Source organism: Flavobacterium sp. MFBS3-15 (genome assembly GCF_026107645.2).
Taxonomy (GTDB): domain Bacteria; phylum Bacteroidota; class Bacteroidia; order Flavobacteriales; family Flavobacteriaceae; genus Flavobacterium.
This window is the reverse complement of record NZ_JAPCHV010000001.1, coordinates 113,950-134,836: the sequence shown is the minus strand read 5'-3', so window position 1 is coordinate 134,836 and position 20,887 is coordinate 113,950. Positions and strand designations below refer to the sequence as shown.

At 44.5% G+C, this 20,887-nt stretch carries 24 protein-coding genes and 1 other RNA gene; 12 read left to right on the top strand and 13 right to left on the bottom strand.

Annotated features, from left to right (window positions below; translation table 11 throughout):
- Positions 1–4: 4 nt before the first annotated feature.
- From OGH69_RS00685 to OGH69_RS00675, 3 genes are all read right to left on the bottom strand, one after another.
- A complete protein-coding gene (locus OGH69_RS00685) occupies positions 5–730 on the bottom strand; it encodes a hypothetical protein (RefSeq protein WP_265172505.1) in 726 nt (241 codons plus the stop codon).
- 251 nt (positions 731–981) lie between these two features.
- Entirely contained in the window at positions 982–3,495 is a 2,514-nt protein-coding gene (locus OGH69_RS00680) for a TonB-dependent receptor (RefSeq protein ID WP_265172504.1), read from the bottom strand.
- A complete protein-coding gene (locus OGH69_RS00675; protein ID WP_265172503.1) occupies positions 3,479–5,200 on the bottom strand; it encodes a M23 family metallopeptidase in 1,722 nt (573 codons plus the stop codon). Before OGH69_RS00675 ends, OGH69_RS00680 begins: the two co-directional genes overlap by 17 nt.
- A 242-nt stretch (positions 5,201–5,442) precedes the next feature.
- Between OGH69_RS00675 and OGH69_RS00670 the strand changes: the two genes are divergently transcribed.
- The 4 genes from OGH69_RS00670 (at position 5,443) to rny (ending at position 7,819) form a co-directional block, all read left to right on the top strand.
- The gene (locus OGH69_RS00670; protein WP_265172502.1) at positions 5,443–5,733 is read left to right on the top strand and encodes a hypothetical protein; all 291 of its coding nucleotides are present in this window, start codon (positions 5,443–5,445) and stop codon (positions 5,731–5,733) included.
- A gap of 2 nt (positions 5,734–5,735) precedes the next feature.
- The gene (locus tag OGH69_RS00665; protein ID WP_265172501.1) at positions 5,736–6,029 is read left to right on the top strand and encodes a cell division protein ZapA; all 294 of its coding nucleotides are present in this window, start codon (positions 5,736–5,738) and stop codon (positions 6,027–6,029) included.
- Positions 6,030–6,089: 60 nt separating this feature from the next.
- Positions 6,090–6,195: non-coding RNA, 6S RNA (gene ssrS / locus OGH69_RS00660), on the top strand.
- A gap of 58 nt (positions 6,196–6,253) precedes the next feature.
- Positions 6,254–7,819, top strand: a complete 1,566-nt coding sequence (gene rny, locus OGH69_RS00655; protein ID WP_265172500.1) for a ribonuclease Y — start codon at positions 6,254–6,256, stop codon at positions 7,817–7,819.
- Between the two features lie 87 nt (positions 7,820–7,906).
- Here rny and OGH69_RS00650 read toward each other — a convergent pair whose 3' ends face one another.
- Positions 7,907–8,137: a hypothetical protein gene (locus OGH69_RS00650; RefSeq protein WP_265172499.1), complete on the bottom strand. Its 231-nt coding sequence runs from the start codon at positions 8,135–8,137 to the stop codon at positions 7,907–7,909.
- Between the two features lie 214 nt (positions 8,138–8,351).
- On the opposite strand from OGH69_RS00650, the gene OGH69_RS00645 reads away from it, so the two are divergent.
- Positions 8,352–8,609, top strand: coding sequence for a hypothetical protein (locus OGH69_RS00645; RefSeq protein ID WP_265172498.1), 258 nt, complete (start codon positions 8,352–8,354; stop codon positions 8,607–8,609).
- Between the two features lie 63 nt (positions 8,610–8,672).
- On the top strand, positions 8,673–9,323 hold the full coding sequence (locus OGH69_RS00640; RefSeq protein WP_265172497.1) for an EcsC family protein: 651 nt from the start codon (positions 8,673–8,675) through the stop codon (positions 9,321–9,323).
- On the opposite strand, the gene OGH69_RS00635 is transcribed toward OGH69_RS00640, so the two are convergent.
- A complete protein-coding gene (locus tag OGH69_RS00635; protein ID WP_265172496.1) occupies positions 9,324–9,821 on the bottom strand; it encodes a DUF1648 domain-containing protein in 498 nt (165 codons plus the stop codon). It lies immediately after the preceding gene.
- 36 nt (positions 9,822–9,857) lie between these two features.
- Between OGH69_RS00635 and OGH69_RS00630 the strand changes: the two genes are divergently transcribed.
- Complete coding sequence (locus OGH69_RS00630; protein WP_265172495.1) at positions 9,858–10,325, top strand: NUDIX hydrolase; 468 nt, start codon at positions 9,858–9,860, stop codon at positions 10,323–10,325.
- Here OGH69_RS00630 and OGH69_RS00625 read toward each other — a convergent pair.
- The 3 genes from OGH69_RS00625 to OGH69_RS00615 form a co-directional block, all read right to left on the bottom strand.
- Positions 10,322–10,858, bottom strand: a complete 537-nt coding sequence (locus OGH69_RS00625; protein ID WP_265172494.1) for a KilA-N domain-containing protein — start codon at positions 10,856–10,858, stop codon at positions 10,322–10,324. The genes OGH69_RS00630 and OGH69_RS00625 overlap by 4 nt on opposite strands.
- A gap of 124 nt (positions 10,859–10,982) precedes the next feature.
- Entirely contained in the window at positions 10,983–11,183 is a 201-nt protein-coding gene (locus tag OGH69_RS00620; protein WP_265172493.1) for a hypothetical protein, read from the bottom strand.
- An 82-nt stretch (positions 11,184–11,265) separates the two neighbouring features.
- A complete protein-coding gene (locus OGH69_RS00615) occupies positions 11,266–11,559 on the bottom strand; it encodes a Bor family protein (protein ID WP_265172492.1) in 294 nt (97 codons plus the stop codon).
- A gap of 182 nt (positions 11,560–11,741) precedes the next feature.
- On the opposite strand from OGH69_RS00615, the gene OGH69_RS00610 reads away from it, so the two are divergent.
- Entirely contained in the window at positions 11,742–11,930 is a 189-nt protein-coding gene (locus OGH69_RS00610; RefSeq protein ID WP_265172491.1) for a hypothetical protein, read from the top strand.
- 4 nt (positions 11,931–11,934) lie between these two features.
- Here OGH69_RS00610 and OGH69_RS00605 read toward each other — a convergent pair whose 3' ends face one another.
- The 4 genes from OGH69_RS00605 to OGH69_RS00590 all read right to left on the bottom strand — a co-directional run bounded on the left by OGH69_RS00605 (position 11,935) and on the right by OGH69_RS00590 (position 15,732).
- Positions 11,935–12,516 (bottom strand): hypothetical protein, encoded by a 582-nt coding sequence (locus OGH69_RS00605; protein ID WP_265172490.1) that lies wholly within the window; start codon positions 12,514–12,516, stop codon positions 11,935–11,937.
- 80 nt (positions 12,517–12,596) lie between these two features.
- A complete protein-coding gene (locus tag OGH69_RS00600) occupies positions 12,597–13,913 on the bottom strand; it encodes a dihydrolipoamide acetyltransferase family protein (RefSeq protein ID WP_265172489.1) in 1,317 nt (438 codons plus the stop codon).
- Between the two features lie 91 nt (positions 13,914–14,004).
- Positions 14,005–15,174: a glycosyltransferase family 2 protein gene (locus OGH69_RS00595; RefSeq protein ID WP_265172488.1), complete on the bottom strand. Its 1,170-nt coding sequence runs from the start codon at positions 15,172–15,174 to the stop codon at positions 14,005–14,007.
- Positions 15,175–15,303: 129 nt separating this feature from the next.
- Positions 15,304–15,732, bottom strand: coding sequence for an Hsp20/alpha crystallin family protein (locus OGH69_RS00590; protein WP_265172487.1), 429 nt, complete (start codon positions 15,730–15,732; stop codon positions 15,304–15,306).
- Between the two features lie 162 nt (positions 15,733–15,894).
- Between OGH69_RS00590 and OGH69_RS00585 the strand changes: the two genes are divergently transcribed.
- Complete coding sequence (locus tag OGH69_RS00585) at positions 15,895–17,076, top strand: acetyltransferase domain-containing protein (protein WP_265172486.1); 1,182 nt, start codon at positions 15,895–15,897, stop codon at positions 17,074–17,076.
- A gap of 47 nt (positions 17,077–17,123) precedes the next feature.
- Here the strand turns inward: OGH69_RS00585 and OGH69_RS00580 are convergent, their stop codons facing one another.
- Positions 17,124–18,095 carry a Fic family protein gene (locus tag OGH69_RS00580; protein WP_265172485.1) on the bottom strand — a complete coding sequence of 324 codons (972 nt, stop codon included), beginning with the start codon at positions 18,093–18,095 and terminating at the stop codon, positions 17,124–17,126.
- A gap of 113 nt (positions 18,096–18,208) precedes the next feature.
- Between OGH69_RS00580 and OGH69_RS00575 the strand changes: the two genes are divergently transcribed.
- From OGH69_RS00575 to OGH69_RS00565, 3 genes are all read left to right on the top strand, one after another.
- Complete coding sequence (locus OGH69_RS00575) at positions 18,209–20,077, top strand: ABC-F family ATP-binding cassette domain-containing protein (RefSeq protein ID WP_265172484.1); 1,869 nt, start codon at positions 18,209–18,211, stop codon at positions 20,075–20,077.
- Positions 20,078–20,200: 123 nt separating this feature from the next.
- Positions 20,201–20,338 carry a hypothetical protein gene (locus tag OGH69_RS00570; protein WP_265172483.1) on the top strand — a complete coding sequence of 46 codons (138 nt, stop codon included), beginning with the start codon at positions 20,201–20,203 and terminating at the stop codon, positions 20,336–20,338.
- The gene (locus OGH69_RS00565; protein ID WP_265172482.1) at positions 20,335–20,877 is read left to right on the top strand and encodes a hypothetical protein; all 543 of its coding nucleotides are present in this window, start codon (positions 20,335–20,337) and stop codon (positions 20,875–20,877) included. Before OGH69_RS00570 ends, OGH69_RS00565 begins: the two co-directional genes overlap by 4 nt.
- The last annotated feature ends 10 nt before the right edge of the window (positions 20,878–20,887 follow it).

Sequence of the window (20,887 nt, the reverse complement as noted above, 5' to 3'; positions counted from 1 at the left end):
AAAACTATTTTACAGGCTCATATGCCGTAACCGCCCAATCCGGGGAAAGCAGGTCGGCGTAGTAATAATGTACAAGGTCATTTTTATCAAAAGCGCCATTTTTATTGATATCCTCAATAGTACGGAAGTAAATTCGGTTTTTAGCCTCAATCAGGCTCCAGTCCACGAGTTCCTGCATGTCTGGCGAAAGTTTTTTAAAACCTTTCCCACTGATATCGCTGATATACAATGACCTGATATCGTTAGCATCTACCTTGGCGTCCTGATTGGTATCAGAATCGACGAGGGTGTATATGAGCAGCTGTCTCTTTGTTTTATCGGCAACCGTATTCAGGAAAGTAGCCGTTTGTATCTGTACTTTCTTATCGGTTAGCGATACCATGGACGTTGAGTCTATATGCTGGAATTTCAAATTCTCAAAGTAGCCCGTAATCTCAAAGCGGTTGTAGTTGGATATGGCATAGCTCACCTGGTTATTGGTACGGCTTGTCCCATAGCTGCGGTTGCTGTCATCATAGATCCTGATGTCGCCTACCGGATGTATCAGGTATTGCGTACCCTCCATGTGTACAGGAAGATCAGCCACCTTGATTTGGGTAGAGTCCACTTTTTTTGAAGCAGTGCCTTCGGCCTTTTCTTCGTAGATTACCTTGGGCTTTTCCTTTTCTTCCTTACAGCTTACAAACAATACCGATGCAAGCGCTATGGCTATAATGGCAGCTTTTTTCATTTGAGGTCTTTAGAGATATACCAAAAATAAGCAAAATGTTTTAATGTATTGTGCTTAGTGATGAATTTGGAATCAGATGAACACGAAACGTTGTTTTGACTGCGCTCGTTTGTAGAGACGTTGCACTGCAACGTCTACCATATAATTTAGCAAACGCAGAAACACTGCACTTCAACGCCAAAAATTTAACCTGAACGAATGAGACGTTGCAGTGCAACGTCTCTACAATTTATACAACAGCAATTACGGTATCAAATCCTTGCAGATAATTTCAAACTGAATACACGGCTGGTAAGGTAGTTAGGAATGCCGTACTGGTTTTTGCTGTATACATCGCGCACCCAGGTATTGGTTATGGCATTCTGGTTGTTGAAGAGGTTGAAGATCTCCAGGCCCATTGTCAGTTCCTTAAACGGCTTAAGCCATGACTTGTCCGATTTTAGCCTTTTATCCGTAACATCCTGCAACACGTAGGAGAAGCCTGCGTCCGCACGGCGGTAATCGTTAAGGCGTGTTTGGTATACATACGGATCGGCGTATGATGGCGAACCGCCCGGGAGGCCAGTATTATACACCAGGTTCAGGTACATCTTCAGGCTTGGGATGTTCGGCACATAGTCGGTGAACAAAAGGCCAAATTTCAGCCTCTGGTCAGTTGGCCGTGCAATATATCCCTTGTTATTGATATTTTCCTCAGTACGCATATAGCCCACTGTTATCCACGATTCGGTTCCCGGCACAAATTCCCCGTTAAGGCGCATATCGAGGCCATAGGCATAAGCCACGGCATTATTATCTGCGCGGTAGCGTATGCGTACGTTTTCGAGGGTATAAGTATTCACATCGTTAAGGTCCTTATAGTACACTTCAGTCACCAGCCTGAACGGGCGCAGCGTATCGCCTACATTTAGCTTAAAGCTGTAATCGTTGGCCAGCACTACGTGTATCGAACGCTGTGCCTTTACGTTAGGGCGAACCATTCCAAGGGAATCCCGGAGTTCACGGTAAAATGGCGGCTGGTAGTAAAACCCACCCGACAGGCGGAACAACATGTCGCGTTTAGAGTTGGGCTTGATGGCAAACTGTGCCCTTGGGCTTATTACTATCTGGCTCTTGCCGTCGATGTTGTCGCCGGTTACCTGCCATTGGTGCACCCTGCCCCCCGCATTCATGTATATGATCGAATTGCCGATTGAATCTTTATAGCTCCACTGTGCATAGCCCGAAAGGCGGTTGATTTGGGCAAAATTGGTTGCCCTGGTATTTTGGTACGGCACCAGTGGCCCGGTGTAGGGACTATACGGCTGGTCGTTTGGCACAAAGTCAGCAACCGGCGGCCTGATGGAGAATCCGGCTGAGTCGATTACCTCCCACTCCACTATGCGGTCACGAATGTCCTCGCGAGTGTATTTTGCACCCCACTCCACAAAATGCTTTTTGATGGTGTGGTAGCCTTTCAGTTCGGCATTCACGATAAGCGCATCAAGGTCATTGCGGGCGTGGTTGAGCTGCTCGCCTACGGTAACACAATCCACACAGGCGCCATAGGTATCGGACCCGATGTTGGTATCTACATTACCCAGTGCATAAGCCGCCAGGATATCGAAATATTCCTGCTCCTGAGTATGGTAGGCCGAACCGATGAGCTTCAGCTTAAAATTGTCACTTACTTTATATTCTGATGTCAACGCGCCGAAATACGTTTTATACTCATCCTTTTCCTGTCCGTCGTAGAATATCTGCAGGGCAATGGGATCGTCAACGGTTCCGAAGTTCGTCTGGCGGTACAGCGGCTGGTAGTGGTATTTGTTCTGCGAAATGTTGCCAATAAAGCTGAAATCCCATTTGGCATTCGGCCTGAAGTTCACGATCGTCTGCACATCGGCAAAAGTAGGCTTAAAGTTGGTTTCCGTTTCCTGGCTGTTCACCAAAAGGCTGTTGTCGCGGTAGCGCGCGCCAACGATGGCCGACCATTTTTCATCTTTAGACAATCCCTCAAGGGTAAGGCTCCCGCCGAGGAAACTCGCCTCAAGAGCGGCGGCATACCTTGTGGGCCTGCGGTATTTTATATCCAGCACCGAAGAAAGCTTGTCGCCAAAGCGCGACTGGAATCCGCCGGAAGAAAAGTCAACGCTCTCCACCATGTTGCTGTTGGTAAAGCTCAATCCTTCCTGCTGCCCGGAACGGATAAGGAACGGGCGGTAGATCTCCACATCGTTCACATATACCAGGTTTTCATCGTAATTGCCCCCGCGGACGTTGTATTGTGTACTCAGCTCGTTATTAAATGAAACGCCAAGTCCCATGGTTTTGATTATATTCTCTACTCCCGCATTAGGGCCAACCATTTTTATGATTACTTCCGGAGGAACATTGGTCAAGCCTTCCACTTTTCCCCTGCCGTTTTTATCGACATCAATAACAACACCCCTAATTTCGGTAATACCGGTAACCATCACAGGATTGAACTGAAAGGTGTCATTCCACGTCAATTTAACTCCTTCTATAGATGATAACGCAAAACTGATGTGTTCAAACCAAACAATTACTTCCCTGTCTACCGGAAGTTCCAGCTTGTAAAAACCGGTCTTATTGGTAACAGTCCTTTTAGTACCCTCAATGTCGGCGTAATATACATTTACGCCCTCTACGGGCTTATTGTTCTCATCTATGATAACCCCAAAAATTACAGGCTTATTTTGGGCGAAGGCAACGGTACCCAGCAGTATGATCAGTAGCGTAAGTAGCTTATTTATCTTTTTCAACAGGAGCTGTATTTTGTGTTCTGAAAAAATGCGTTTCAAAGGTAGTGGAATTTCCCACATTATCAGTGACAACGATCCTCAAATCATTTCGCCCCTCGGCCACAATGCCGTCACTGAAGTTATGGTAGATAACGCGCGTTTTGTAATCGTAGTGCATGAGCGCCCACTTTCCGTTGATGAAAGCATCAAAAGTAGCAATCCCCGACAGGTCATCACTTATCTTGCACCAAAAACCGTCCTTGTCACTCAGCCACTTACCCTCTGCAAAGCTAATATCGTAAATTTTAGGAGCGTTGTTATCCTGCGCCAGCTTAAAATTACCCAGCTGCCTGACTTTGGCGGTAAGCCTGCCCTCCTTCAGGATACTGTTATTATAGGATATTTTCTTTTCATTAAAGCCTGCGATGAAGGTCTTCTGCAACACATCCTTGGGTAAATGACCCGCATCAAAAGTGATTTCCACATTGGTATGTATGGGCACTGTGGCATTGTGCAGGTACAGGATGGAATCGCGCACGTTGAAATCCATGTAAAAATCTTCGTAAAACGCATTGGCAGGTATGAATACCGACACATTGTCCTTTGTATAATTATGGTCGTTGCCCGCTTTTACAAAATAAGGCGTAATATGCCTGGGGTCGGCTACCTGTGCCGGCTTATCAGAATACTCAATGCTGCCGTTCACTATTGTTTTGTTGCCATGATAGTCGGCCACCTCAATGCGGTAGTTCTTTATCGTATCGGGCACAATGCTGAACTGCCCATTGGACGGGGTACTCTTTAAAAGCGACAGGGCATACGGTGTCTTGATGAACAGTTTCTGGTAGCGCTGGCCGGTGGAATAGTAACGCGGATAATCGATGAAATTATTGATGTAGCGCGATTCGTCAAACGCGAAGGTATTGAAGGCATAGCTAAAGTATGGCGAACCGTTGAAGAACGTCTGCACCTTAAAAATGCCGTTATGGCCGGTACTCCCGGTAGATTTATCGGATGCGGCTATGGAAAAGCCTACGTTTCCCTTGGCGTAAATTTTATCGGCAATGTAGGTGCCATCCTTCTGGAGCTTCAGGTTGACGATGAATGGCTTTTTGGATTCGTTCACCACGGCATCGTCGCTTAGCGGGTGCGCCACGAGGCCCTGTATCGCCGGCGCCTTGGTATCCTTCATTTTTTTATCAAGCCCGAAAAGCAGCGGGTTGATGATCATTTCAGTCTTTGTATCGCGGTATTCGAAATGCAGGTGCGGCCCGCCCGACCCGCCGGAATTGCCGGAAAGGGCCACAAGCTCGCCCTGGGTTACCGTCAATTCGCCCGGTTTCAAAAATAAGTCGACATCAAACGACTGCTTTTCATATTGTTTTGCACGGACGTACTCCTCTATTTTAGGCGCGTATTTCTGTAAATGGCCGTATAGCGTAGTGAAGCCATTCGGATGGTCGATGTACAGGGCAGTGCCATAGCCGTAGGCTGACACACGTACACGGGACACATAACCATCGGCAGCGGCATATACAGGCAGGCCTTCCTTTTGGTTGGTACGGTAATCCAGCCCTGCATGGAAATGGTTGGTACGCAGCTCACCGAAAGTCCCCGAAGCGTGCAGCGGGAGGTTCATCGGCGAAATGAAATAATCTTGCGGATAAGTGCTTTGCTGTGCAACGGCAGCGGCACTGAATAGTAATAGTAAGAAAAATGATCTCATGGGACTAAAATAGGAAAAACGGATAAAACGGCAACGGTAATTAGGTTATTCTTATAAAATGCTCCCAGCGTTTGAGCTTAGGCAAAAGCCACTTTCAAGCCCAAACGCTATATAATCATTAACTGCTTCCGGATGCAAAATATTTTAGGAAAATTATTTTTAAATCAATTTTTTCGCCAAACAGTTGTTTCTAATTAAAGGAATATTAACTTTGTAAAATCAAGCAATGAAAAGTGACTGTAATGAGCGGATTAGCCCAAATTGTTGATTCCCTTGAAAGTAAACTGGAGAAGCTGGCCCTTAAACTGGACAGGCTGCAACAGGAAAACAGGGAGCTGCAAAACGGAAAGGCGCATTCGGAAGCAGTCGCAAAGAAACAAAATGAGGAGATAGCGCTTCTGAAACAGCAGAACGAATCCCTGAGGATGGCAAATTCATTGCTGGGCAGTGACGACAATAAAAGAGAAACGAAACTCAAGATAAATTCATTGATCCGCGAAATTGATTATTGCATAGCGCAACTTTCTGATTAAGAATGGACGACAAGCTGAAAATCAAAATATCGATCGCCGACAGGGTATACCCGCTCACGGTAAACCCGGTGCAGGAAGAGGGCCTGAGGAGTGCTTCCAAAAAGATTGATGCAATGATAAAGCAGTTCGAGGAGAACTATGCGGTACGCGACAAGCAGGATGTTTTGGCCATGTGTGCCTTACAATTTGCAGCGCAGGTGGAACAGAAGCAGTTAGATAAGTCGGCCGACTTGGATGATGCTTTTGCACGCCTGAAGGAAATGGATGAAAAACTTGACGGTATTCTCTCTAAATAAGCAAATTACGTTCTTTACATACGTCAATAATACTGCCTACATTAGTAACTTATTTGATAAACTCAACGCCAATTCTTTAAAATGGGCGAATCGCCGCTACTATAGCATGCTGCCCTGAGCAGATCCTTGAACAGCGGGTTAGCTCAAAACTTGTCTTTTCGAGTTTATACAATACCCCACTGATGTAGGCTTTTTTATTTTTTAAAATTAAACCAAACTAAACCATGGATAGTACACTAATGATAATCATCGGGGCCATAATTGGGGTCGCGGCCGGCTTCGGGATCGCGAAGTTCCTCGAGAAGAAAAATGTCTCGAACCTGATACGCAATGCCAAAAAAGAGGCTGCCGGAATACTTAAAGACGCCAACGTACAGGCGGATAACATGAAAAAAGACAAGCTCCTGCAGGCCAAGGAAAAGTTCCTTGAGCTAAAGGCAGAACACGAGCAGGTGATATTGGGCAAGGACAAAAAGATTGCAGAAGCCGAAAAACGTACCCGCGATAAAGAATCACAGGTATCAGGCGAACTGGCAAGGGCAAAGAAAGCTGCTGACGATGCCGAAGCTAAAATTGCAGACTACAATACCCGCATTGAGTTCCTCGACAAGAAACAACAGGAAATCGACAGGCTGCATAAGAGCCAGGTAACCCAGCTTGAGGTAATCTCGGGACTTTCGGCTGAAGATGCTAAAAACCAGCTTGTGGAAAGCCTGAAGGCCGAAGCCAAGACCAGTGCGATGTCGCACATACAGGAAACCATCGAGGAAGCAAAGCTTACTGCACAGCAGGAAGCCAAAAAGATCATCATCAATACCATTCAGCGTGTAGGTACCGAAGAAGCGGTGGAGAACTGTGTATCGGTATTCAACATTGAGTCGGATGACGTGAAAGGACGTATTATTGGCCGTGAAGGTCGTAACATCCGTGCACTTGAAGCCGCTACCGGCGTTGAGATCATCGTAGACGATACCCCTGAAGCCATCATACTTTCTTGCTTTGACCCTGTACGCAGGGAGGTAGCGCGCCTGTCGCTGCATAAGCTTGTAACCGACGGAAGGATCCACCCGGCACGTATTGAGGAGGTTGTTGCCAAAACCACAAAACAAATAGAGGAAGAGATCATCGAGGTAGGTAAGCGTACCGTAATTGACCTTGGCATCCACGGGCTCCACCCGGAACTCATCAAGATCGTAGGAAGGATGAAATACCGTTCCTCTTATGGACAAAACCTGCTGCAGCACTCGCGTGAGGTGGCCAAACTGTGTGGCCTGATGGCTGCCGAGCTTGGGCTTAACGTGAAACTTGCGAAGCGTGCGGGACTACTGCACGACATCGGTAAGGTGCCGGATGCGGAGAGCGACCTTCCACATGCTTTGTTAGGTATGCAATGGGCCGAGAAATATGGTGAAAAAGAAGAAGTATGCAACGCCATTGGTGCCCACCACGACGAAATTGAAATGAAGTCAATGCTTTCCCCTATCATACAGGTGTGTGACGCCATATCGGGCGCAAGGCCGGGCGCAAGGAGGCAGGTACTTGACTCGTACATACAGCGCCTTAAAGACCTTGAGGACATCGCTTATGGCTTCCAGGGCGTTAAGAGCGCCTATGCCATCCAGGCAGGCCGTGAGCTTCGCGTAATCGTTGAAAGCGAAAAGGTAAGCGATGAAATGGCCGCCAACCTTTCATTCGAAATATCACACAAGATACAAACCGAAATGACTTACCCCGGCCAGGTAAAAATTACCGTAATCAGGGAGACCAGGGCGGTGAATATTGCGAAGTAGTCATTGAGATAATAGATGTGAGATAATAGACAAAAAGCTCCCCCGCCTTCAGCGGGGGAGCTTTTTTTGGTTATATATAATGTAAGCCTACGAGTGCTGTAAATCCATTCCTTCGTAAGCTTTCCTGGTTTCTTTTTCCGGCATTTCGACATACTTTACTGTAAACATCGATTTCACGATCATGGCAATGAATATGATGCACATCGCCATTACAAGCAGGTGCAGTACCACTACCGCAAAGCTATTGTTTCCGGCAGAAAGATTGAAGCCCGATACAGACATGAGGGCAAGGATGGGGAGTAAAAGCAATAGTCTCATGGCATTTTCCTTTTTGATTACGAGTGCAAGTTCCGTTTTTACAATCTTAAATTTTGCCAAACGATTGCTAATAATTACTTAATTTTTAAAGGTTTATAAATTTATACTTTTACAAGGGCTATAACCGCATACTACATACTGTTCCGAAACCGTTTTGTACAGAAAGCACATAAGCGGCTTGGCAAATTGGCGGGGGAATCGTAAATTTATCGATATGAAACTGAATGAGTATAAGCAACTGAGTGAAGAGGAACAATACCGTATCTTGTGGGATGAGGGCGTTCTCATCGATGCATGTATGGAAGGTGAAGTGAAAAAGCTACTCTACGCGGTGCACAATTTTTATGTGGAACTTTGGAATCATTCAATAACCAATAAAATCCTTTGGAAGCTGAGTTTCAAGCAGGGAAAGTTATTGGAAAAATACCTCAATAAATACCCGGACATCCGCAACAACAGCCCTAAAGAGTAATTTTAATAGCTCTTTGGCAATCCCCTTACCTGTTTATGAATACCTTTAGGTAAAAATAAGGCCATGGACATCCACCAGATCATCTTCAAGGTAATGCCGGCATTTGCGGATATCCGAAAGGATATTGCCATGATTAGGCAAAAAAATCCCGGCAAGCCTGCGGAGGAACTGTCGCGCCTATATATTAAAAATATACGGAAAAAATACACCTCGGTAGGTATCGCCACGGCACTGCCCGGTGTTTTCCCCGGACTGGGTACAGCCGCACAGATTGCCATGGAAGCAGGTGCTGTTTCGGCCGACCTCATCCTTATGCTGCGGTGGATGGCCGCGCTATGCTATGGTACAGGATTAATCTACGGCAAGGATACCGAACAGGATTTTGAAGACGAGTTTACCTTAGTGCTTGGTATTTGGGCAGGTGTAGTACTTCTCGAAAAAGCAATGGTGGCCAGGGGCGAAAAAATTGGCGTAAAGCATTTTGACAAACACATCACTGACCGGATACGCAACAGGATGAATCAAAAAATCGGGCGCAAACTGGTAACTAAATACGGTTCCAAACGCGGCGGGGCGGCATTGGGAAGGCTGGTGCCTTTTGGCGTGGGGGCCGTGGTAGGAGGGACATTCAATTATTTTACCATTGAACGATTTGGCAAAGCTGCCGACAGTTATTTCCGCGATTCGAATAATAAGTATATTGTACCGAAGTAATTACCTATTCCTGAACGCCTTGTATATGAAATAAATCATGGGCATAAAAATAATTGCAAAAACAAATACTATGAACCAACTGCCAAGTCCATCCTGACTACCCATAGCAACCCGGTAGCTGCCATATTCGATAGCACAAAAAACAAGCAGCACGCTTACTTTAATGGCACGCATCATACGAACAGCAATACGATACTGATTTTCGGCATTCTCAGGCGTTATAGCCACAGGATAATTAAATGTGTGAGGTTTCCCATTGAGCAGCGTAAGGATAAAATATATGAAGGAACCAATAACAGGGAGCAGGAAAAGCGTATTCCTATCGCCGTAGCTGTCCGGATCGCCAGCGCCGTTAAAATGAACAGGGATGATCTCCGGCAGGTTCATGTAGCCGACAATAACCATAACCCAAAGCAATGCCAACAACACAATTGAAATTGCTTCCAGTATTTTATCTGTCAGCGTGGCGGGTATCGTAATAACAGCCCTATCTTCCATGGTAATTCATTTTAGTAAAATTACAACATTCCATTCATGAAACAAAGCGCAGGCATACTACTCTACCGCAGGAAAGGAAATGAAATCGGCTTTTTCCTTGTACATCCCGGCGGGCCTTTCTTCGCTAAAAAACACGAGGGCTGGTGGACAATCCCTAAAGGAGAGCTCAACGATGGTGAAAGCCCTTTAGATGCCGCAATCCGTGAATTTGAAGAGGAAACAGGATATATACCTCAGCCTCCGTTTACTGCATTGCAGACCATTACCCAAAAAGGCGGAAAGAAAGTGATGTGCTGGGCAGCGGAGGGCGACCTGGATGAAAATACTTTTACCTGCAACACGTTCGAAATGGAGTGGCCGCCAAAATCAGGTCGAAAAGCCACTTATCCCGAAGTAGACAAAGCCGGATGGTTTTCCATGGAAGAAGCGAAAACCCTCATCAACGAAAGGCAGGCCGATTTTCTTGACGAGGTAACTGCCACCCTCAAAAAGCAATTACTTTAATTCTCATCAAACATATCGAACAGGTTCTTGATTTCCCGCTCCTGGCTGACAATGGCGCTCCTTTTCTCATTGGTAAGCTTCTTGAGCCTTCTGTAGCTTTCGATGATCTGGATAGCCAGCTCGTTTTGGTCGGACACTGCTTTCCTGCACAGGTTATTGAATCGGAGTTTTTCAGCCTGCTGGGCATTGAGCGCCTTGAGATGATTATCGTAATGTGAAAAGCGGAGGGTCTCAATAGTGTCATAAATCCAAAGCTCAAATTCCGGATCCAGCCATGAGGCAAACTTTATGGCCAGCTTGCGGTTCATCCAAACCTCGACAACATCCCTTCCTACCTCACGCCTGAAGCTTGCTGCCCCCAGCTTGGATTCTAGTGCCCTGATAAAATCAAGCGTATGGACATCCGAAAGGAATTCCTCCGGGTCTTTCCCGAATATATCTGCCATTTCAGTGGCATTGACGGTAACATCCTCGCTGTTATTGATGAGGAAATGGATTTCTGTTTCCTGGTAAATAAACTCTAATGTCTTCATAATAAATCGCTTTACTAATTCGACCGCAATATACTATTTTATTCTTATATTAAAAGAAATAAATCTTATATTTTAAAAACAAAAAACCAACCTAAAAGGCTGGTTTGATATTTACATACATTTGTTAGCTTTCCTTACTGCCGTAAGCCCTTCCGAGCATAAAGAAGGTTAGGGAAACGAAGATACCGAACAATACAATCTGCCCGCTAAGATAGCCCCAGCCATATTGGGTAAGGCGTTCTGCATCGTTGATCACGATGTCGATGATGTTTACCAGGAACACAACCGACAATATTATTGAAATATAAAAAACTGATTTTTTCATGAAATTGAAAGATTTAGCGGCTACCTGTCATTTTGAGCGAAACAAAGTAGAGTCGAAAAATCTCAGGTAGCAGCTGTTTTACTTACTTGGTTACCGTGGTTGTAGTTGGCGTATAAAGTCCAAACGTAAGCCCCGAAACCAACCCTGTAATGAAACTGTGCTTGGTAGTCACCGTGTAGTCCTGAGCACCCTCTGCCATTTCCCTGGCATCCGAAACGTCTACCGGTGCAAGGCCGAATACCACGTAGTGGTTCCACTTTTTAACTTCCTGATTTCCCTGTGCGCCTTTACCTACCACAGTAGTGTAAGTGTAGCACGACGTTAGCATTAAGCCCGCGGCAAAAGCTACCGCTCCCATTTTAATGGTCCTTTTCATTTGATGATTGATTTGATTGATGATTATACTTTCGGATTTTACATCCGGTATAGTAGACGTAGGAATCAAACAAATGTTACAGGGATTGTTAATTTTTTTTTCTGTGCATAAAAAAATTATTAATCCTGTTTTATAGCCTGCTCCGTTTATTAATACGTACCTTTACAACTAAACATCTTATAATGAAAAAGTTCAGCATAAATGACGAGGTATATGAGGCAGGAAGGTTTGGATTGCGTGTACCGCTTTTCGTCTGGAAAATAAACCATGAGGATAACGGTTCCATAAGCTATACCTGCTCAGCTACCAAAGGAAGGGACGAACATAATTACACAAATAAACAGATATATTATCTGGCGGAGTTGTATTAACTATCTACAATAAGGATACAGGTTCTAACTTCAGCACTGCCTTGCTCTTATTATCTTCTAAAAGGAGATGCAATTCCTTATTAATGATATCAATGCTGTCAATAATCGCACCAACAGTATAACCATTCCTCTGTTGTTCAATAATTGTTTTGGTCTTTCTTAAAGGATGCTTAAATTTTACAGAGGATATTCGAAAGGCATTAGCATTAAAATGAAATAGCTCTCGTGACCCCATATCATACATAAAAACGGAATCCCTTGGAATTAAAGATACAGACGACCAAATGTTAGGTTTTTTATTTACGGTAATAAATAAAAACCTTTCGTTGAATATTTCGTGCAAATAATAATGATCAGCTCTATTACCATTAAAAAAAACCCTCCCATGATGCTTAAGAAGATATTCTTGGCCAACATTTACTTGAGATAATGAATATCTACTATCTGTGAAATTTCCATCAATGTCACTTTTTTCAAAGCGGGGATAATCCAACACAGACCTTGCCGGGTTATTATCGACAATTTCTTGTTTTGTTGAGCATGACGCTACTAAAAAAACAAGCAGGATTATATAGATGTTTTTCATTATCGCTTATTGAATACTTTACTCCAAGGTAAGAAAAAAGCCCCGCAATTGCGAGGCTTCCTTATAGTATTTCCAAAAATTTAATAATCCCTGTTCACGTCAAATGCTTCAAGGTACTCGGCTACGCGCTTAACGAATGAGCCTCCCAGCGCACCATCTACCACCCTGTGGTCATAGCTGTGCGAAAGGAACATCTTCTGGCGGATGCCGATAAAGTCGCCTTCCGGGGTTTCGATCACTGCCGGCACTTTGCGTATCGCGCCAAGGGCAAGGATACCCACCTGCGGCTGGTTGATGATCGGTGTACCGAACACGCTGCCAAACGTACCTACGTTGGTAACTGTATAGGTTCCGCCCTGCGTATCGTCAGGCTTCAGCTTGCCGGCTTTGGCACGGTTGCCAAGGTCGTTTACCGCCTTTGCCATGCCTACAAGGTTGAGCTGGTCAGCGTTCTTGATAACGGGAACTATAAGGTTACCGTTTGGTAGCGCTGCCGCCATGCCCAGGTTGATATTTTTCTTTTTGATGATGTATTCGCCATCTACCGATATGTTCATTCCCGGGAAGTCCTTCAGGGCTTTGGCTACGGCTTCCATGAATATCGGGGTGAAGGTCAGCTTCTCGCCCTCCCTCTTTTCAAATGCATTCTTCACCTTATCCCTCCACTTAACGATGTTGGTCACATCTACCTCGATGAACGACTGCACGTGCGCCGATGTCTGTACCGACTGTACCATGTAGCCGGAAATCAGCTTGCGCATACGATCCATTTCCACAATCTCATCGCCTCCGTTAACTGATACAGGGGCTGCTTTTGGTTGCTGGTTGCTAGTTGCCGGTTGCTGGATTACTGCCGGTTGCTGTACAGTTTCCTGAGGTTTGATATTTGGTGCTTGTGATTTGGATTTTACATAGTCAAGGATATCATTCTTAGTTACCCTTCCTTCTTTTCCGGTGCCGTTGATCGACTCCAACTCGGCTACCGAGATGCCTTCTTCTTTGGCAATGTTCTTAACTAATGGCGAAAAGAACTTGTCCGAGCCTGAAAAATCTGCCGGGGCCGTCACGGTTTCCTTAGCTGCCGTTACCGATTTTTCGATAACCTCAACATTGGCCGCGGTAGTTTCTTCTTTTGGGGCATCTACCACTACGCCGCCCTCAGTTTCAATATAAGCAATAGTCTGGCCTACCTGTACCACGTCGTTTACCTGGAACAGTATTTCTGTAAGCGTACCCGATACTTCAGACGGCACTTCAGAGTCTACTTTATCGGTTGCAATTTCCAAAACTGCCTCATCGGCCGCAATGTGGTCGCCCACGTTCTTTAACCAATTGGTAATTGTCGCTTCCGCAACGCTTTCCCCCATTTTGGGTAATTTCAGTTCAAATTTTGCCATATCGTTAACCTAAAGGTAAGATTAGTATTTCAGCTTGCGAAATTAACAAAAAAATCAAGGCAATAGCCTTTTGTGTATAAATATTCGCCTACTATAACGTTTTTTCTGCTGTGTCTAATTCCATCATCCGCACCTCTCCCCTGCCGTCGCTGCTGTCGCTGCCGAGGACAAAGTTGCATCCCGCAGGACGTATCCGAAAGGTATAGCATTTGTGCCTATGGTTCTGCATAATGGCTATGATCTCACCAAAGGGCAGTAACTCATTATCCAGTATTATCTCTGTACAGCTATTGGCCGAAGGCAATACTTTGCGCTCGTATTGGGCAAAACGAACCACTTTTTTACCAATCGAATTTTGCAGTTGGCGGCAAAGCTCCTCATCTTTCGAAAATAGCACATAATTGTCCGGTGGTGAAACTACAGCCTTTTTTCTTTTTTTAGACTGGATGAACATCGTGCTTCCCAGCCTCAGGAAGCCATCCATAAAGAACGCGCCCCTGAAATGTTTTTTGTAAAAATCACGCATCGCACCGGTAAACCGTTTCATGTAGGCCGCATCGCGCACGGTGCTCTCGCCTTTATAATGTATAATGGCCGCAGACGGAAAGTAATAGTTGCGTAAGCCCTTTTTTTGCAGGGTATACGACAGGTCGACATCTTCGCCATACATGAAATAGCGTTCGTCAAAGCCTCCGGCATCGAGGTATACCTGCCGCTCCATGAACATAAAGGCGCCGGGCAGAATATCGATCTCGCCGCCATCGTTCTCGCCCAAATGCTGGGCGTAATACTTATTGAACAGACCCCAATTCGGGAACAGCTTGTAGAGTCCCGACATCTTGGTCAGCGCTACCCACGGTGTGGGGAGACCCCGTTTGCTCTCCGGCAGGAAATTACCGGTACCGTCGATGAATTTTACACCTACCATGCCCAGGTTGCTTTGCCCTTCGGAAAATGCCAGCACCTTGGTAAAAGTATCTTCGGCCACAACGGTGTCGGGGTTAAGGATGCAGATGTATTTGCCTTTGGCCGCAGCCACACCTATATTATTACCTTTCGGGAAGCCCGAATTTTCCTTGTTTTCGATGAGTGTGATATCCGGGAACCGCTGTTTCACCATGGCACAGCTGTCGTCGGGAGAATTATTATCTACCACGATGATCTCACCATCGATGCCTTCCAAAGCTTTTTGCACACTAATGATGCACAGCTCAAGAAAGTAACGGACGTTATAGTTAAGAATGATTACGGATAGCTGCATTGAACAAAGATAGTTATTGATTTGAAAATTCGATAATTTGAAAATGCAACAATTTCCTAAATTACAAAATGCAAAAACAAAAAGCGCCTCCCATGCGGGAAGCGCCCTTTCAACCTAACCAATCAATTATTATGAAATCTCAATCAATCGTTTTGCTTTTGGCAATGCTTCTTCTTTTTTAGGAAGGGTAATCTTCAGTATGCCATCCTCGTAAACAGCATTGATATCATCCTCCTTCACTGTTTCAGGAAGTGTGAACGACCTTTTAAATGAGGTGAAGCTGAATTCCCTGCGGGTAAACTTGCCGTTCTCTTCCGTATTTTCTGCTTTCACTTCAGCTGAAATGGTAAGCAGGTCGTTGTCAATTTCAAGATTGAAATCTTCTTTCTTCATTCCTGCCGCCATCAATTCAACTGTAAATGCCCCCTCTGTTTCGCGGATATTAACCGGAGGTACGGCCTTATGCACATATTGCGTACCACCCAAAAGGTCTTTAAACAATTCATCCATTACTGTAGGGAAAGCCCTGTTTGCCGTGTTGCGTTTTGCTAAGTTCATAATTTATATGTTTTAGTTTTTGACTTTAAATTTGGTAAGGAATAGTCAACATCTGTTCCAATCGCATTTTTACAGACAAAACGTCACTTATGATGACTTTTTGTCTGATTTGTAATTCAACAACGATTTATCGTATATTTATCCCAATCAACAAACTAACTGATGGATAAGACCTTACAAAGGATTCAGTCGATCGATGTCCTGCGCGGCATCATCATGATCATTATGGCATTGGACCACACGCGTGATTTTTTCCACATTGATGCCATGACCGACCAGCCCACCAACCTGGACACTACAACCCCGGCACTCTTCTTTACGCGTTGGATCACGCATTTTTGCGCACCCCTGTTCGTTTTCCTTTCAGGCACATCCATTTACCTGCAAAGCCTGCGTAAGACCAAAAAAGAACTGTCGCTTTTCCTGCTTACCCGCGGATTATGGCTCATTATTGCCGAGTTCACCATTGTAGGCTTCGGATGGAGCTTTGATATCTTCTTCAGCTTCTTTTTCCTGCAGGTAATTTGGGCCATTGGCGCAAGCATGGTTATTTTATCGGTGCTTATCTATTTAAGATATTGGGCGCTGCTGGCTATCGGGATACTAATAACCGCACTGCATAACATACTGGATACCCATACTTTTACCGATCCCACGCTGGATGTCCTGGCCAACCTGTTCCTGCTTACCGAATTTGACGTGATGCAGCTTGGTGGCGGTGTCGCCTTAATGTGTGCCTATGCCGCCCTGCCATGGACAGGAATCATGCTCTTGGGTTATGCTTTAGGGAAATGGTACAGCCCGGGATTTGATACCGTGCGCAGAAAGAAACTGCTGCTTAGCACCGGTTTTGCCGTCATCAGCCTCTTCGTTTTGCTACGCCTGAGCAATGGCTATGGCGACCCCAAGCCCTGGACAGAACAGAAGGATGCCATGTACACTTTCCTGTCTTTCCTTAATGTAAACAAATACCCGCCATCGCTCATGTATGCCTGCATGACGCTTGGCCCGGCCATGATTGCCCTGGCGCTGCTTGAGAATGTACGCAACCGCGTTACCGATATACTGAATATCTTCGGGCGCGTACCGTTCCTGTATTACCTGGCGCACATATACATCATCCATTTGCTGTGTGTAGTGCTGTTTTATGCCGAAGGCTACACATTTGCCGATAACTTTAAACTCGATATGGCATTCGGGTTTCGCCCTAAGGAGAATTTCGGGTTTTCGCTAGGCATCGTGTACCTGATATGGATATTGGTTGTGGCGTTATGCTGGTTCCCGACAAAGTGGTACGAGAAGTATAAGAGGACGCATAAAAAGTGGTGGCTGAGTTATATATAATAATCACAAAAAAAAGATAGCAGATTATTTCGGAAAAACCACAGACACTAAATATACCTATAAACCGTTTTAATTTTATCACCTACCCTTTCAAGCAAACCATCATCCGTGCCTTTTTTAAGGTCGCGACTTGCTGTAGCCATAGAAATGTCACGAAAATTTACCATATATTCTTTACGCGAAAAGTCGCGATCACCAATTATATCACGGAACATTTCCAACCGCTCCTGCGCAGTTACAGAACGGTTGCCTGTTTTTAAAGCATCCGCCAATGCATCAGTCATAACCTGCAACATGAATTCAATGAAAGCGGTAGAATGGCCTGACTTATCTGAAATTGACAAAGCTTTATAATACTCTTTCTGCCTTTGCTTTATGAGACTTTCAACAGGAAGGAACTCAAAAACAGGATATTCTTTAAGCAAAACCACCGTTTGCCAAAATCTGCCCATCCTGCCATTCCCGTCAAGATAGGGATGTATAAATTCAAATTCATAATGAAACACGCAACTTTTGATAAGAAGCAGGTCACTATCTTTTTTAAGGTAATCAAAAAGGTCGTTCATCAGTCCATTAACCATATCGCCCGAAGGTGCAAGGTGCTCCACTTTGCTTCCCTTCACTATACCAACATTTTTCGACCTGAATTTTCCGGGCTTATCAACAAGCCCTTTCATTAAAACAGCATGGGCTTTATTAAGATCGGTCACTTTAAACGGATTAAATTCCCTTATTTGACCGTATAAGGCAAGAGCATTCTGCACCTCAAGGATATCCTTTGCAGGAGCAATGACAAGTTTGTTTTCCAACAGAGCCGTGATTTGTTCCTCAGTCATAGTGTTGCCCTCAATTTCAAGCGAAGACTGGATGGTTTTTATACGGTTTCTTTTTCTTAATTCAGTCTTTGGCTTATGCAAACTTGCCCCCTGCACCTCTCCCAACTGATGGGAAATTGCAGCAACAAGCTTCACAATATTTTCTGTAATAGTGTAGGGCGGCCTCATTATCGATACTATCATTTGATAGTATCAAAGATAGCAAATCATTTTATATCACACTATACAGATACAACTTGAAACTTTGAACCTGAAACCTAAAACAAAAAAGCTATTTTTGCAAAAAAGCTTACATAGTGAATTACCTTTCAGTAGAAAACATATCCAAGTCCTTCGGGGAGCGCACGCTTTTCGAGAACATTTCCTTCGGCATCAACAAAGACCAGAAAATTGCTTTTGTAGCAAAGAACGGTACCGGCAAGACCAGCATTTTAAAAATCATCACCGGCGAGGATCAGCCGGATACCGGGCAGGTAGTCATGAGAAAGGAAACCAAGATGGCTTTCCTGTCGCAGGAACCGAAGCTTGACCCGGAACTCACCATCGAGGAAAGCATTTTTGATTCGGACAATGAGGTACTGAAGGTTATCGCGCAATACGAAAAAGCCCTCGAAAACCCCGAAGATGAAGAAGCGTACCAAAAGGCTTTCGAAAAAATGGAACTGCACAATGCCTGGGATTTTGAAACCCAGTACAAGCAGATACTCTCGAAACTAAAGTTGGACGACCTCAAGCTGAAGATAAAGAACCTGAGCGGCGGGCAGAAAAAGCGTGTGGCACTGGCTATTATACTTACCAGCAAACCTGACCTGCTTATTCTTGATGAGCCTACCAACCACCTCGACCTGGAGATGATCGAATGGCTGGAAAACTATTTTGCCAAAGAGAACATGACACTGTTCATGGTAACGCACGACCGCTTCTTTTTAGAGCGCGTGTGCAACGAGATCATTGAACTGGAGAATGGAAAATTATACCAATACAAAGGCAATTACTCGTACTACCTTACCAAAAAAGAGGAACGCATTGCCGCCGAGAATGCCAGCATCGACAAGGCAAAAAACCTGTATGTAAAGGAACTCGACTGGATGCGCCGCCAGCCTAAGGCTCGTACGACCAAGTCGAAATCACGCCAGGACGACTTTTATGTGATACAGGAAAAAGCCCACAGCCGCCGCAAGGAACACCAGGTAGAACTGGAGATCAACATGGAGCGAATGGGCAGCAAAATTGTGGAACTGCACAATGTATCGAAGAAATTCAAGGACAAAACCATACTTGAGAATTTCAGCTATAATTTTAAGAAGGGCGAACGCATCGGCATCATCGGGAAGAACGGTACCGGGAAGTCGACCTTCCTGAACATCATAACCCAAACCATGCCTCCGGATAACGGAAAGGTAGTCGTTGGCGACACTATTAAACTCGGCTACTACACCCAAAGCGGCATCAACCCGAAGCCGGAGCAGAAGGTCATTGACATTATAAAAGAATTTGGTGAATACATACCGCTGGCAAAAGGAAGGATCATATCGGCGGCACAGCTGCTGGAACGTTTCCTGTTTGACCGCAAAAAGCAATATGATTTTGTGGAGAAGCTGAGCGGCGGGGAACTGAAGCGCCTGTACCTGTGTACCGTACTGATACAGAATCCCAACTTCCTTATCCTGGATGAACCTACGAACGACCTTGACATTGTAACACTGAATGTACTGGAAAGCTTCCTGCTCGACTATCCCGGATGCCTGCTTGTCGTTTCGCACGACCGGTACTTCATGGACAAAATCGTAGACCACCTGTTCGTTTTCCGGGGCGAGGGCGCCATTGAGGACTTCCCTGGCAACTACAGCGACTTCCGTACCTACGAGGACAGCGCAGAACCCGCGAAGGAAGACCTGAAGCCTGTGGGTGATAACGCCAAAAAGAACTGGAAGCAAAATAATGTAAAGGCCGGCCTGACATTTAACGAGCAGAAAGAATATCAAAAACTGCAGAAGGACATAAAAGACCTTGAACGTGAGAAGGAATCTATAGAGAAGGAATTTTCGGATGGCACAATTGCAGATAGGGACATTGCACAAAAAGCGTCCGACCTTGAAAAAGTATTGAAAGACCTCGACGCAAAAACGGAACGGTGGTTTGAGCTGGAGATGAAGATGGAATAACCCCCTAATCCCCAAAGGGGAATGCGTCAGTCTGTCACATCGAAACGCAGTCGAGATGCTAACGTTATGTTCTCGACTACGCTCGAACTGACAAGAGATACGTTCGAAAATTAGACTAATAACATGAGTACATTATCCTACACACAATTCCTTTGGCAGTCGGTGGACGACCACGGCATCCACTCGCCGTTCATGTTCCGCTTCGTGAGCAAGGCTTTTATCTCAAAAATGCAAGGCTTTCTAAAACTTCATAAATTATGAAAAAATATTATTATATGATTGTCTTAGCTCTTGTTGTTTCGTGTATTAAAGATAAAGAAACGACTTTACCTGCTATCGAAGAAAAATCAATATATGAGTCCAACATTGATACTTCTTTAAATAGTAAAAAAATTGATAGTGTTGATGCGGGAGGGATATGGGTTGCCGATTTTTATAAATCATATATAAATTTTTATCTGAACTCTCCAAATCGTAAAGATAAATCAAAGTTACCTGTATTTTTTCAAGAATTGGATTCAATCAAAAAGGTAAATTGCACAAAGACTTTTTTTAATGAGCAAATAGAAAATTTCAATAAAGATTTCGATTATATAACTAGTAATAATTTTATATGTAGCCAATCTTTAGAAAGTCTTAAAATTAGTTTAAAAAAAGGTGCTAAAGATACTTATGTTGTATCCTTTATTGCAGAAATCCCTCTAAATGAAAATCAATCAGAATTTAAAAGGGAATATTTTGATGTTTCTATAGTAAGTGAGAATGGCCATTATAAAATATCAGACACATGTTGTTTTTAAAACCTTTATT